This window comes from Pseudomonas sp. SDO5271_S396 (assembly GCF_054071795.1).
On record NZ_JBSVWB010000011.1, the window covers coordinates 130781 to 144922 of the forward strand.

The window sequence follows — 14142 nt, forward strand, 5'->3', positions numbered from 1 at the left end:
CTCCAATCTTGTAGTTATGCAGAGACAAGGCGCGTGAATCGCCTTGGAAATGAGGCGTTCGGACTGTTTTTGGAGTATAGATGTGCAAATCTCTAATAAGAACGCACATAAAAGCCGGTCCAACATGCAAAAAAACATCACCTCATTGGGCTCCCTGAACTGGGATGACTTGAAGTTTTTCCTCGAAGTGGCCCGCACCCGCAAGGCCAGCGTCGCCGCCAAGCGCCTGGCGGTGGACTACACCACCGTGTCGCGGCGCATCAGTTCGCTGGAAGTTTCCCTCGGCACCCTGCTGTTTGAAAAATCCCGGACCAACGGCTTCGTGCTCACCACCGAAGGCCAGCGTTTGCTGGGCTACGCCGAGTCCATCGAAAGCACCCTGCACATGGCCTGCGAGCAAGTCTCCGGCTCCGGCGTGGCGCTGTCCGGCCATGTACGCATGGGCTGCACCGAAGGATTCGGCAGCTTCTTCGTCACCCCGCAGTTAAGCCACTTCGTCGACACCTACCCGGCCATCTCGGTGGATATCCTGCCCCTGCCCCACTTCATCAGCCTGTCCAAGCGCGAAGCCGACATCGTCATCGCCCTGGAGCGCCCGGAACATGGGCCGTATGTGTGTTGCAAGCTGTGTGACTACAAATTGCAGCTGTACGCGACCCAGGAATACCTCGACCAGCACCCGCCCATCCGCAAACCGGCGGATTTGGCCGAGCATCCGTTTATCAGCTATGTGGATGACCTGGCGTTCAGCTCGGAGCTGTTGTACTTGGCAAACGTGGTGCCCGGCGCCAGCGCCAGCTTGCGCAGTACCAGCGTGATCGCGCAGTACGTGGCGGCGCAGCAGGGACGGTCGATGGCGATATTGCCGTGTTTTCTGGCGGCGCAGGACCCGCGGTTGTTGCCGGTGCTGGGGGAGCAGATTGCGATTACGCGGCAGTTCTGGATGTATTGCCGGGAGGACCTGCGCAAGTTGAAGCGGATTACCTTGTTGTGGGATTACATCCGGGAGGTGACGGAGCAGAATCAGGGGTTGTTGATGGGGGAGACGCGGGAGATGCGGTTCGCGGATTAAAGGGCCATCAACGATGATTCGCTTTAAATTGCAGGACGTTTCCTAGAGACTCTCTACCCCATTGCGCCCTACCGTTTGGGTCACTAGCCTCCTGACTTCGCTGCTCATCAGCGATCGGGTTTAGCGACTCGGATTAGTTGGGATGTGATGCCAAAGTATTGCCAGGCTTTTTTACCTGTCTCTACCATTTTATGGCGGCTGTACGCGGGAGACCTTCGGGTCTGCCGGGTTCCCAAATTTACCGGTTCGCTAACCCGTGTACAGCTGCCACCTCTTCATGTTTAGCGACATGCCGTGGTGACCCCTACTGCAAATTTGGGAAACATCATGTCAAAAATCGTCCCCGATCCCCCGCTTTCTTCCATCACTACCCTCGGCGTTGTCACTTTCGGCGATTACGGCGAAAACGAAAAACCCCTGTTCCGCGTCAACGCCGGCATGCCGATTGAGGAAGCTTTAGAGCACGCCTCCACCCTGCTTTTCTACTCCAAGAAACTCGCAATGGAAGCCGCCATGGATGTGCGTGGCGAGCAATACGCGTGGGCCGCGCATTACCTGTGTGAGATGGGCAAGGCGGTGGTGGATGACTTGACGTAAGCAATGACGCCAAGCCGTTAAGCGAATGCTGTTTAGAGCCATCCATACATCAAAGGTGGGAGCTCTATTGTTGGCAAGAAGGCGCCAGGCGCGATGGCCCTGCTGACCGCGTTTTTCCCGCCACTACAAGGCTCCTGTGGGAGCTGTCGAGCCCCGGCGAGGCTGCGAAGGCGGTGGGTCAGGTCGCATCTGTGTCGGCTGTGCCGCCGTCTTCGCAGGCAAGCCAGCTCCCACATTGGTTCTCTATGGTTGGCAAGAAAGCGTTCGGCGCGATGGCCCTGTTGGGAGAGCTTTTCCAGCCACCGCAAGTCCCCTGTGGGAGCAACTTTCTTGATGACCGATCGTTCCCACGCTCCGCGTGGAAATGCATCCTGTGACGCTCCGCGTTACGACTTCAAAAGTGGACGCGGAGCGTCCAGGGCGGCATTCCCACGCGGAGCGTGGGAACAATCAAAATTACTTAGCAAACGCTGTTTCATTCACACCGCAAACCCACTGTGGGAGCTGGCTTGCCTGCGATGGCAGTGTGTCAGTCAGTACATCCAGTACTGAGACACCGCGATCGCCGGCAAGCCAGCTCCCACAGTTGATGGGGTTTCACATTGAGATTGGCGGGGCGGACTCAGTCCGCAATCACCACAATCGACACCCGCCGATTCTCGGTGCGCCCTGCCACCGTGGTGTTCGGCGCCACTGGCTCGCTGCTGCCCAGGCCGCGCAGTTGGATGTTTTCTTCTTTCATGCCGACACCTTTGAGCACCGTGGCCACGCTTTGGGCGCGGCGCAGGGAGAGTTGCTGGTTGTAGCTCTCCTTGCCGGACGCATCGGTATGGCCGTCGACGCGTACGCGTTCGATGCCGACACCCAGCAGGGCCTTGCCGATGCGCTGGACGATGTCGCTGCTGGGTTGGTTGAGGGTTTCGACGTCGCTGCCGAACAGCACTTTGCCGGACAGGCCGAATGCCCAGCCTTCGTCGGTGAGTTCGAAACCTTGTTGCTTGAGGACGGCGACCTGGGCCGGGGTCAGGCCTTTGGGCGGGACCGTCTGGCAGCCGCCGAGGGCGAGCAGGGCCATCAGCAAGGTGATTAACATGAAACGCGCGGTGGTGAACAAGGGGTCAACTCCTGTGTTGAGCGTTGACGACGGGGCTCTCCGACTCCGCCGTTTGCTGGCCGCCCGAAGCCAGGCGCTTGGCCTGGTACATCGCCGCGTCGGCGGCATTGAGCAAAGTTCCGGGCGTGGCGCCATGATCAGGGTAGAGGGCGATGCCGATACTGAGGGAGGTCAACACCTGGGTGTTGCCGGGCACCGCAATCGGGACGTCCATGCTGGCAATGATTTTGTTGGCGATGCGCTGGGCATCCTCGACCTTGTGCAACGGCGCCAGCAGGATGGCGAACTCGTCGCCGCCCAGGCGGGCCACCAGGTCATCCTCGCGCAATTGCGCGCGCACGCGGTCGGCGACGGCTACCAGCACGGCGTCGCCGGCGGCATGGCCGAAACTGTCGTTGATCTCTTTGAAGCGGTCGCTGTCGAGATACAACACCGCCACTTGCTCCTTGGCCTTGGCGGCGCTGCGCAGGGCACGGATCAGGCGGCCCTCGAAGAACGCACGGTTGGGCAGACCGGTGAGGCTGTCGTGGTTGGCTTGGTGGGCAAGGGATTCGTTTTCGCTTTGCAGGTGGTTTTGCCAGGCTTCCATCTCGCCGAGCAACGCATTGAAGTCGCTGCCCAGGCTGTCGAGTTCGGCGATGCGCGCCGGTGGTACGCGACGGTCGAAGTCGCGTTCGCTGCGGGCGGCGTGGGCCACAGCGGCGAGGCTTTGCAGCGGAACGGTAATACCGCGCAACAGACGCCGCGCCAGGACCAGCGCCACCCAGGCGCTGAGAGCGGTGCAGATCAGAATCCCGGCCAGGCCGCTGAGCAAGAACCGCAGCAGGCTGCCACCGTGGCCCGTCAGGTGGATGCTGCCGATCGCTCGCCCCTGATGGAGGATCGGCTGGTTGATGGGCTGTTCCAGCAGGGTATGCGCCAGGGCCAGTTCAACCCGTGAGAGCATGCCGGTTTCCGGGCGCGTCCAATGGGCCAGTGACTTGCCGGTGGTATCGAACACTTCGGCTTCGGCCACTTCTTCGGTGGAGGCGATCAGGCTGAGGGCCTCGGTGGCTGCCGCGCTGTCGTTGAACACCACCGCCGCTTCGACGGTGTAGTTGATGGAACGAGCGATCAGGTGCAGGTTGTGTTCGGCGTAGACGCGCAACGCCAGCACGCCCAGCAAGGTCAGGGAGACGCTGGCCAGGGTCACCGCCACCAGCGCCAGGATCAGGTGCCCCCGACCGATCACCGAGCGCAGGGTCGGTCGCACTTTCAGAGCACTCATGACTCGGGCGCTCGCCGGCGGGACAGTTGCAAGACACTGGGGTGAATACGCACTCCGCTGCGCGCGACCGAGTCGAGGTTGACCTCGAACGACACCTGCTCATCGCCTACCCGAAGGCAGAACAGGCTGCCCACGGTGCATTGGTCACCGCCTTCGCTGATGCTGAGCACCGGGTGGCCGATCAATGAGGTGAACAATTGCGTACGTTCCGCGGCGCTGAGTTTGCCGATGTACACCGCATCGCAGGCACTGACGATATCGGGATGCTCGGCCAGCAGGCGTTGCACCACCACCGGACGCCCGGTGGCCTGGGTCGTGCCTTTGATCAGGTCGTCGGTGTATTGGGTCGGGCCGACAATGCACAGGCGCAATTGCGCAGGCTCTACCGGCCAGCGCGCGTAACTGAGAATGCCGAGTACCACTTGGGTCACCGCCTGGGCACGGTGGTCGGCCATACCGGCGGGGCCTTGCGCCTGGGCGAAGACGTGCGGCGCGAGCACACACAAAAACGCCACCAGCAGCCTGCGTCTCCAACTCGAACTGCGCTCTGTGGGCGAGACAGCCACGTTCATGCAGCGATTCTCTCAGGTGTTTTCAAGGTGATGCCGCAACGATAGCACAGCGGCGGAAAACCCCACGGAGCAGTGACTTCGCGGGGGCCGCTATTTTTTCAGAAAAATCAGACGCCTGAATCAGAAATATTGAATGACCCGTCAGTCAGTTTTCTCAGGCGCGGCATCCAGTTCCAGCATCAGCCCGCTCAAACGCTTGACCTTGCGCCGCACAGCCTCCTCAAACACGCCGCCACGGGGCTCGATCAAGCTGAACCAGCGCTTGGCACGGGTGATGCCGGTGTAGATCAGCTCTTTGGTGAGCACCGGGTTCAGCGCATCCGGCAGGATCAGTGCAGTGTGGGTAAATTCCGAACCCTGGGATTTGTGCACAGTCATGGCGTACACGGTTTCCACATCGTTCAGACGACTGGGTAGCACAAAACGCACACCACCCTGGCCGTCGTTGCGTGGGAAGGCAACGCGAAGTACCTGAGGACCACCATCGCTTTCAGGCAGTTTGAGGGCGATGCCGATGTCGCCGTTCATCAGGCCCAGGCCGTAATCGTTGCGGGTCATCAGTACCGGGCGCCCCTCATACCACTGCTCGTCGCCCTCGATAAGCCGCACTTTGCGCAAGGCGGCGGTAATGCGCTGGTTCAGACCTTCAACGCCCCACGGCCCCTTGCGCACGGCGCAGAGCAACTGGAACGCGTCGAAAGCTTGCAGCAGTTGTTGCGCCCAGTGGGTCCAGGCCGCGCTGTCACGCGACGTATCCGGGGACGGACGGGCGCTCTGCAACAGGTTGAGGTAATGCCGATAACCCTCGGCGCCATCGCCCTGCCCGTCCAGTACCAGGCGTTCCAGGGCGTGATCGTGTTCGCCCTTGAGGCTGACGCAAAACAGGTCCGCATGGCTGCGCGCCACCAGCAGCTTGCGCGCCTCTTCGGCATTTTGCTGATTGACCCAGCGCGCCAGTTGGCCGATGCCGCTGCCTTCGCCAAACCGCCTTGAGTAACGCAACATCACTACTTGCTGGGCCAGCGGGTGGCTATTGTCGAGGTCTTCGCGCAGGCCACTGGCGCCGAGGTCTTCACCGCTGACGGCTTGCAGCCATTGCCGCGTCTGGGGGCTGTACCAGCCGGCTTCGGCGTCGCGGCACAAATCGCCGAGTACCGCGCCCGCTTCCACCGACGCCAGTTGGTCCTTGTCACCCAGCAACACCAGGCGTGCATGGGGCGGCAACGCGTCCAGCAGGTTGGCCATCATTTCCAGGTCGATCATCGAGGCTTCGTCCACCACCAACACGTCCAGGGGCAGCGGGTTAGCCAGGTGATGACGGAAGTGCCGCGTACCCGGGCGACTGCCCAGCAAACGGTGGACGGTGGTGACTTGGGTTGGGATTTTTTCCTTCACGCTGTCGGGTACTTTCAGCGACAGCACTTGTTGACTGATGGACTCGGTGAGGCGTGCGGCGGCTTTACCGGTGGGTGCGGCCAAGCGAATACGCAACGGGCTGCCGGCCTCCACGGCCGGCGCCTGCAACAGCGCGAGCAGGCGCACCACGGTGGTGGTTTTACCCGTGCCGGGGCCGCCGGTGACGATGCTGAAGGCACCGCGTGTGGCCAGGGCACAGGCAAGTTTCTGCCAGTCGATCACGCCGTCGGGTGGCGGTTGGTCGAACAAGCTGTTCAAGCGTTGGGGCAGGTCGGCCGAAACGCTTTCCAGGGTGGCCAGGCGCAACCGCAGTGCCGTGTCGATGCGTCGCTCGTAAGTCCAGTAGCGACGCAGGTACAGACGCTTGCCCGACAACACCAGGGGACGGCTTTGGGCGAGCTCACTGCCATCGACAGCCAACGCGACCAAGGGGCTCGCCGCCAGGGCATGGCACCAATGGGCGCCATCGAGACCGTTCAGCAGCTGTGACGGCAACAGCAGGGTGCCGGTTTGCAAGTCGCCCTCGGGTGGCAGTGACAGCGCGAAGTCCGGGGCCTTGAGGGTTTCGAACAGGTCGAGACACACGTGACCATGGCCCAGTTGGTGGCTGGTCAATGCCGCCGCCAACAACACCAAAGGGTCGGCCTGCGGGTCGAGCTCGTACAGAAAACCCACGAAGGCTTTGTCCAAGGCACGCAACCAGCCACGATCGACCCAACGCTCCAGCAATTGCAAGAGGTCAGCGGCGCGGGTGAGGGGCAGCAGCTCCTCCGGCGGTAACGGCGACATACTCATAACAGGACTCCTTGTTCCCAGGCAGGCTCAACCTTGGGCGGGATGGGTTTGCCCTGGAACAACAGGTCCAGACCTTCGATCAATTCCCGTGGCGGACGGGTAAAGTACGCGCCTTGGCTTGCGGACTGGGTGCCACGCAGGAAAATGTACAGCGCACCGCCGATATGTCGGTCGTAGTCGTAGTCCGGCAAGCGCGCCTTGAGCTGACGGTGCAGGGCCAGCAGGTAAAGCACGTATTGCAGGTCGTACCGATGCTCAAGCATCGACTGCTCCATGGCATCCAAGGTGTAGGCCGAATCGTCGGGGCCGAGCCAGTTGGATTTGTAATCAGCCACGTAATAACGACCATCGTGTTCGAAGGTAAGGTCGATGAAGCCCTTGAACATGCCGTTGAGCAGCACAGGTTCGGCGGCGACGCGGGAAACACCCTTGTGGGTGTATTGGCACACCAGCTTGTCGAGGGCCAGCACGTCGACTTTATGGCTGGCGAACCAGAACTCCATTTCGATCTGATACCGCTGCAGTCCGCTCAGGGTGACCCGCCCGTTATTCACAGGCAAAGGTGTTTGCAGCAACTGGCCCAGCCAAGCGCTCAGGGTGACGATCCAGCCTTCCCAGCTGCGCCTGTTACAGCGGGCACCTACGGCACTTTCGATGGTTTGTGGAGAGGCATTGAAGCCCTCCTCACCCGCCCACTCCAGCAGACCGTGAAGGAAGGTTCCCGGGTTAGGACCACGTGGGAAACGGTGAATGTCTGTGCCGGACGCTGCCACTTCACGCGGTGCGTCGGGGTCCAGACGCTCGTCATCGAACAGTTTCTGGGCCTGGGGGCTTTCCGGTGCTTCGAGGCTGGCGGCGCTCATGCTGTCGCCAATGCGCAAGGCACTGTAGGAGGCGATCCACCAGTTTTCCGCCGCCTTGCGTTTGGGCAGCAGGGGCGCCCGCAACGTGGCCTCATTGCGGGGTGGATGGAAGACCATAGCTTGGGCTTCGGGAACCTGGGCATAGTCGATGGCCGCGCAACCTGCTTGCAGGTCCAGCAACCAGCGCGCCAGCCCGGCGGACTCCGCCAACGGTGCCCCGGCGCCTAGCAGATAGCCCAATGCCGAGAGGTGCAGCACGGAGCTGTTGCTGTTGCCTCGCTTGAGGTCGGCGATCCCCAGCCAGCATGCATGCTTGGCGCGGGTCAGGGCGACATAGAACAAGCGCAGGTCTTCGGCCAGGCGCTCGTCGTCAGCCTGGGCGATCAGCTCGGGCGCAGGGCGCAGGCTGACTTGGGATTTGCCGTGTTCATCGTGGTAGTGCAGCGGCAAGCGGCTGCCGTCCACCGGTTTGGCCGAGCCGATGAACGGAAGGAATACCAGGTCGTACTCCAGGCCCTTCGACTTATGGATGGTCACCACCTTGACCAGTTGCTCATCACTTTCCAACCGCAGAATTTGCTCCTCACCCGCCTGACCGGAGAGCGCCAGGTGTTCAGCTAGATGGCGGATCAGCGCCTGTTCGCCGTCCAGCTCAGAAGCGGCTTGTTGCAGCAGTTCACTGAGGTGCAGCAGGTTGGTCAGGACACGTTCGCCATCACTGCGGGCGATCAGGGTTTGCGGCAGTTTGAAGTCATGCAGCAGGCGACGCAGCATCGGCAGCACGCCCTGGGTACGCCAGACCGTGCGGTAGCCACGGAACTGCATGACGCGGCTCTCCCAGGCAAGCTCATCCTGGTTCAGACGTTCCAGTTCCGGCAGCGGCAGGTTCAGGGTGACGCAGGCCAAGGCGGCACGCAGCGGGCGCTCGACGTCGGGTTCGGCGCAGGCCTTGAGCCAAGCCAGCAAGTCGTGGGCCTCCTGGGCGGCAAAGACAGAGTCTTTGTCGGACAGGTAAACGCTGCGCACGCCACGGGTAGCCAATTCGCTGCGCACGGCCTGGGCCTCCTTGCCGTCGCGTACGAGGATGGCGATGTCTGACGGGAGAACGCCTCTAAAGCTGTCGTCCGCTTGCAGGAACCCGGCAGTGCCTTGTTGACCGCCATTGAGCAATTCAACAATGTGCGAGGCGCAGGCCGCTGCCAGTTGCTGGCGATACACCGCGTTGGAGATCGGTTGATCGGTGGGCAGGTGCCAGAGGTTCAACGCCGGCAGGGTCTGGCCGTTGACCTGCAATCGCTCTTTGCGTCCTTGGGACAGCACCGAGTGAAACGGCACCGGGTTGTCGCCATTCGGCTCTCGAAACAGGAACGCGCCGCGGCCCGTTTCCGCGCGCTGGAACACATGGTTCACCGCCTCGACCATCGCATGACTGGAGCGAAAGTTGGTGCCCAACGTGTGGTGGCGACCGGTGGTGGCCAGGCGCGCGCGCAGATAGGTGTAGATGTCCGCGCCGCGGAAGGCGTAGATCGCCTGCTTGGGGTCGCCGATCAGGAACAGGCCACTGTCGAGGTGGTTGTCTTCGATGCGGTAGATGCGGTCGAAGATGCTGTACTGCACCGGGTCGGTGTCCTGGAATTCGTCGATCAAGGCCACCGGGAACTGCTCGCGGATCACACTGGCCAAGCGTTCGCCACCTTCGGCTTGCAGGGCAGCATTGAGGCGGATGAGCATGTCATCGAAGCCCATTTCGGCGCGCCGGCGCTTTTCTTCTTCGAAGCGTTTACCCACCCATCCGGCGGCGTGTTGCAACACGGCAGCGTCGGGGGTTGGCAGCGCATCGAGGGCGGCCTTGAGTCCGGCCATCGCATCGATACCGGGATGTTGCGGTGGCTCGCCTTTCCAGGCTTCGGCCATGCCGTCGGGTGTGAGGCGGGTGAAACCGGTGCCGATGTCCAGTTGTTCGAGGCTTTCGTCAGCAGCCCAGGCACTGATCTTTTCGAACCAGGGTTCGAAGTAGCGCGCTTGCATCTTGCGCCCATCGACGGCTTTGGTCGCCACGGCCTGCAGGCACAGGTCACGCAGCTCGGCGGCCCATTGCTGCCAAGGCGCCTTGAGCGTTTTAAGCGCTTCGCGGCGTTCTTGCAGGCAGGCATCGATCAGCTCGGCGGGCTCGCGGGTTTCATCAGCAGGCCGTTCGCTGCCAAACAATGCGCGAACCCGTGGCATCAGTGCGGCGGGGCCTCCCCAGTTATTGCGCACCCAGTTGAGGGCATCGTCTTGCATCGGGTAGCAGAACAACCTCCAGTAATCGCGCAGCACCTCGCCGAGCAGGTCGCTGTGGTCGGTTTCCAGGGTCTGGGTGAACAGGCTGCCACTGTCGAACGCGTGTTCGCGCAGCATGCGCTGACACCAACTGTGAATAGTCGAAACGGCAGCTTCGTCCATCCATTGGGCGGCGATGTCGAGACGGTTGGCGCAGGCGGACCATTGCTCCGATGGATAGTCGGCGCGCAGATCTGCGATGAGGGTGTCGGGCTGTTCAATTTCTTCGCGGAAGAAGCGCGCAGCCTCGGCCAGGCGGATACGGATGCGCTCGCGAAGTTCCTTGGTGGCGGCGTCGGTGAAAGTTACCACCAGGATTTGCGGCGGAAGCAGTTCGCGGCCAAAACCGGATTCGTCTCCACCGTGGCCGAGGACCAGGCGCAGGTACAAGGCGGAAATGGTGAAGGTTTTGCCGGTGCCGGCGCTGGCTTCGATCAACTGGCTGCCCTTGAGCGGGAAGGCCAGGGCCAAGGGTTTGCGGGTCATGCGCCAGCCTCCTCGCCCGTGAGTGATCGCCATGGGGCGTTGAGCAGGGGGCGATACAGGGTTTCGCACCAGCCTTCGAACTCTTCGCTGGCGATGAGTGCAGTGAAGTCGGAGAACTGTCGCGTGAGCGCTGGGGTTTCGCGGCGCTCGCCGTCCGTGGTCAGGCCGTCCCCCTCGTAGGCTTTACTTGCCGCCGCCAGGGCTTTGGCAGGGTCGGATTGACTGAGCCAGGCAAACGCGGTTTTGACGGCTACAGGTAATGGCTTTCTCATTCCCGCCTGCCAGGCCAGCAACAGATTGCCGAGGATTTCCTGCGCAGCGGTTTTATCCAACGGAGCCAGCAATAGCGTGTCATCACTCGCCACCAAGCCGGTACTCAGCGACAGCCCACAGGCACAGGCCACCACGTGGTTGACCCAGGGCCGAATCAGGCGATGCCATTTGCGGGTCTTGATCGAGCCGATGCTGTTTGGGATCGTGGTGACGCTGAGCAACCCACCATCACTGCGTCGATGCAGCCCACTGATCCAGCCCTCCAACTGCACGCCCTGATACGCAAAACTGATCGGTTCGGCGCCAGGATGCGGGGTGGGCCAGAGGGCCAGCAATTGTTGATAACGTTGCAGCAGGCCGGGCAACGGCTCGATCAACTCATTGCGCAGGCACTCGCCGAAACCGACCATCGGCAACAGGCCGCTGCCTTGCAGACGCAGGGCCTGTGCGTTGAGCACGTGGTCAGGATGCTCGGGCTGTGAGAGTGCGGCATTCAACAGGCTGTCACTCAGGCTATAGCGTTGCAGTGCATCGAGGACGAAGGGCTCTTCGTCCGCCAACGGCACCTCGGCGGCTTCGAAGAAAACTTTCAGGCGCTGGCTGAAGAAGTGTTTGACCGGGTTGCGCAGGAAGTCTTGCAACTGGCCCAGGGCGAGGGGCTCTTCCTGTTGGTGCTGGGCCAGTTCATCTTCTTTGACGACGGCGTCCGGCGCTTCGTGCAGCAACTGCCATTCACGGGCATAGCTGAACAGCGCATCCCCTTCATGAAAGTAGCGGGCGCTGAACGGTTGCAGCGGATGCTCTTGTGTCATCGCGTCTATCAGCAGTTTGTCGTTGTTTGCAGGGTGCCAGCCACTGGCGAGGTGGTCACGCAACTGGCCGACCAGCACTGAGGCCGGACGCTCGCTGTTGTCACGAATATTGCGCCCCACCCAACTGATGTAGAGCTGGTCGCGGGCCGACAGCAGGGCCTCGAGCAACAGGTAGCGGTCGTCTTCGCGGCGTGAACGATCGCCGGGGCGATAGTCGCTGCCCATCAGGTCGAAATCCAGCGGAGGCTGGGCGCGAGGGTAGTCGCCATCGTTCATGCCGAGCAGGCAAACGAGCTTGAACGGTATCGCACGCATGGGCATCAGAGTGCAAAAATTGACAGCCCCAGCCAGAAAGCGCTGGGACAGACGGCCTTGGTCCAGACCGGCCAACCAGGCTTCACGGACGACAGTGAGTGGTAACGCGTCGTGCAGGCCGACGGACTCGCAGGTTTCCAGCCAGGTCTCGCGAAGTTGTTCGAGCTGGCTCAGCAGGTAGTCGTCGTGTTCGCTGCCAGGCAGGAAGAACATTTGCATCAGGTGGTGCAGGCGCTCGCCCCACTGCTGGGGTGTGGCGGGTTCGGACAAGGCTTGATGAGCGTTGTTGAGGGCATCGAGCAAGGCGACCAGAGGACCGATCAGCGCAGCGTCGAGGCCGCCGATTTCATCATAGGGTTCGATGCCCTCGCAGGCGACGCCGGTACCGACTGCGTATCCCAACAACATGCGACGCAAGCCGAATCGCCAGCTGTTTTGTTCCAGTTGTTTTGGCAGGCCCAACCCTTCGCGCTGTTCGGCGTTCAGTCCCCACCGGATACCGGCACCTTCGATCCAGCGGTGCAGGGTGGGCAGATCACGCTCCTTGATGGCGAAGCGTTCGCGCAGGGCTGGAACATCCAGCAAGTCCAGAATTTCGCTGACCGGGAAACGGCTGTCGGGGAGTTTGAGCAAGTGCTCGACGGCGATTAGCAGAGGGTCACGACCGCGCTGGCCCTGGTCGGTCAGGGTAAACGGGATGAAGCGAGGGTCGTTTCGTTCCAATTGGCCAAAAACCGCGCTGATGTGCGGCGCGTAACTGTCGACATCGGGGACCATGACGATGACGTCCCGGGGACGCAAGGTGGGGTCGGCGCTGAAGCGCTGGAGCAATTGGTCGTGGAGCACTTCCACTTCGCGTTGGGCACTGTGGGTGATATGGAAACGGATGGATGTATCACGCTCCAGATCGACGGGGGGCCATAGCTCGCGGGTTTCGTTAAGGGGGCGCAGTTCGAGGATGTCGTCCTGCAGTTGATTGAGCAGTGTGTCGGGTTCGCTGTCGCTGAACAGGTCGATACGGCCATCACGAAAGGCGGCGCGATAGCTGTTGGGGTCGTCGTAGCTGTCCAACAGGCTGATGTAGTCACGGCCCTGTTTACCCCAGGCGGCCAGCAAGGGGTGGGCGTGTTGATGCAAGGTTTGTGGGTCAAGGGCGACCGGCATGCCTGTTTTACGCGCTTGGCGTTTATATTCATTTCGCAGCAGGTCTTTGTCGGCAACGATGTCGGACCAGTGGTGTCGGCAAGGGTTGTGTACACAGAGCAGGACTTGGCTGAATTTCGCCAAACCGGCAAGAGCTTCCAGAGCCTGCGCAGGCAAGGATGAAATCCCGAAAACAATGACCCGGGACGGCAGCCCTGACGGGGCTTTTTCCAGCGTATTGATGCGTTCGATAAAGCGTTGATGAACGCCGGCACGGCTTTCAGCCATGCCGGCCTCCCCGACGTCCAACAACAGGGCGCGCCATAGTTCGGCTTGCCAGCAGTTCGCTGGGTTCAGGGGTTTGGGCTCTCCTCGACTATTGCGAAGTTGGTGGCGCCCTGCGGCCCAATCTTCTAGCCAATCGGCGCGGTAGACCTGGTATTGGTCGAACAGATCCGCCAGGCGTTCGGCCAATTGATAGCGTTTGCGCAGGTCAGTGTCGTGGGTGAGAAAACGCTGGAGCGGCTCAAAGTGCGGTTGGTCGATGAGTTCGGGGAGCAGTCGCATGAGACGCCAGGTCAGCGGGGCCTTATCGAGCAGAGACTTGGCGGGGATTTCATCTTTTCCCAAGACCATCCGGTAGAGCTGCCACATAAAGCTACCGGGCAGTTGAACGTCGATTGCTGCGGCGATGCCGCAGCCACCCATGTCATCGTCCTGAGGGTCTTCGGCCAAGGCCAACTTGAGCCATTGAGCGATGCCATTGCTTTGTACCAGGACTATTTCGTTTTCCAGGGGAGTCAGAGGGTAGCGACGCATCCAGCTGACTACCAGGCTGCGCAGTTCGTCCAGACGGTTGCCGTGAACCACCATGAATCCAGCGCTGAGGGACGTCGCATCCGGCATAACGGCTTCCTTGGGAAAAGCAAAATCGAGGGTGCGACTTTAGCACTGTGGGGAGTTGTTGGCGGAGTTGGGATGTTAGCTGGCTTTTCACCCGCCCAAAACAAAACCCCATCTGCTTTCGCAAATGGGGTTTCGGAATTTAATCTTGACGATGACCTACTCTCACATGGGGAAACCCCACACTACCAT

Annotated in this window: 8 protein-coding genes; 2 read left to right on the forward strand and 6 right to left on the reverse strand. The window is 61.5% G+C overall.

Annotated elements, in window-relative coordinates; genetic code table 11:
• Positions 1–124 precede the first annotated feature (124 nt).
• Positions 125–1072 (forward strand): LysR family transcriptional regulator, encoded by a 948-nt coding sequence (locus tag ACW9IN_RS11165; RefSeq protein WP_177007781.1) that lies wholly within the window; start codon positions 125–127, stop codon positions 1070–1072.
• Between the two features lie 327 nt (positions 1073–1399).
• Complete coding sequence (locus ACW9IN_RS11170; protein WP_457365909.1) at positions 1400–1669, forward strand: DUF3077 domain-containing protein; 270 nt, start codon at positions 1400–1402, stop codon at positions 1667–1669.
• A gap of 622 nt (positions 1670–2291) precedes the next feature.
• On the opposite strand, the gene ACW9IN_RS11175 is transcribed toward ACW9IN_RS11170, so the two are convergent.
• The 6 genes from ACW9IN_RS11175 to recC form a co-directional block, all read right to left on the reverse strand.
• Positions 2292–2783: an OmpA family protein gene (locus tag ACW9IN_RS11175; RefSeq protein ID WP_457365910.1), complete on the reverse strand. Its 492-nt coding sequence runs from the start codon at positions 2781–2783 to the stop codon at positions 2292–2294.
• Between the two features lie 4 nt (positions 2784–2787).
• Positions 2788–4050 carry a diguanylate cyclase domain-containing protein gene (locus tag ACW9IN_RS11180; RefSeq protein ID WP_457365911.1) on the reverse strand — a complete coding sequence of 421 codons (1263 nt, stop codon included), beginning with the start codon at positions 4048–4050 and terminating at the stop codon, positions 2788–2790.
• The gene (locus ACW9IN_RS11185; RefSeq protein ID WP_457365912.1) at positions 4047–4622 is read right to left on the reverse strand and encodes a YfiR family protein; all 576 of its coding nucleotides are present in this window, start codon (positions 4620–4622) and stop codon (positions 4047–4049) included. The genes ACW9IN_RS11180 and ACW9IN_RS11185 overlap by 4 nt, the downstream gene beginning before the upstream one ends.
• 141 nt (positions 4623–4763) lie before the next feature.
• Positions 4764–6833, reverse strand: coding sequence for an exodeoxyribonuclease V subunit alpha (recD, locus tag ACW9IN_RS11190; RefSeq protein WP_457365913.1), 2070 nt, complete (start codon positions 6831–6833; stop codon positions 4764–4766).
• Entirely contained in the window at positions 6830–10504 is a 3675-nt protein-coding gene (gene recB, locus ACW9IN_RS11195) for an exodeoxyribonuclease V subunit beta (RefSeq protein ID WP_457365914.1), read from the reverse strand. The genes recD and recB overlap by 4 nt, the downstream gene beginning before the upstream one ends.
• Positions 10501–13953, reverse strand: a complete 3453-nt coding sequence (recC, locus tag ACW9IN_RS11200) for an exodeoxyribonuclease V subunit gamma (RefSeq protein ID WP_457365915.1) — start codon at positions 13951–13953, stop codon at positions 10501–10503. Before recC ends, recB begins: the two co-directional genes overlap by 4 nt.
• Between the last annotated feature and the right edge of the window lie 189 nt (positions 13954–14142).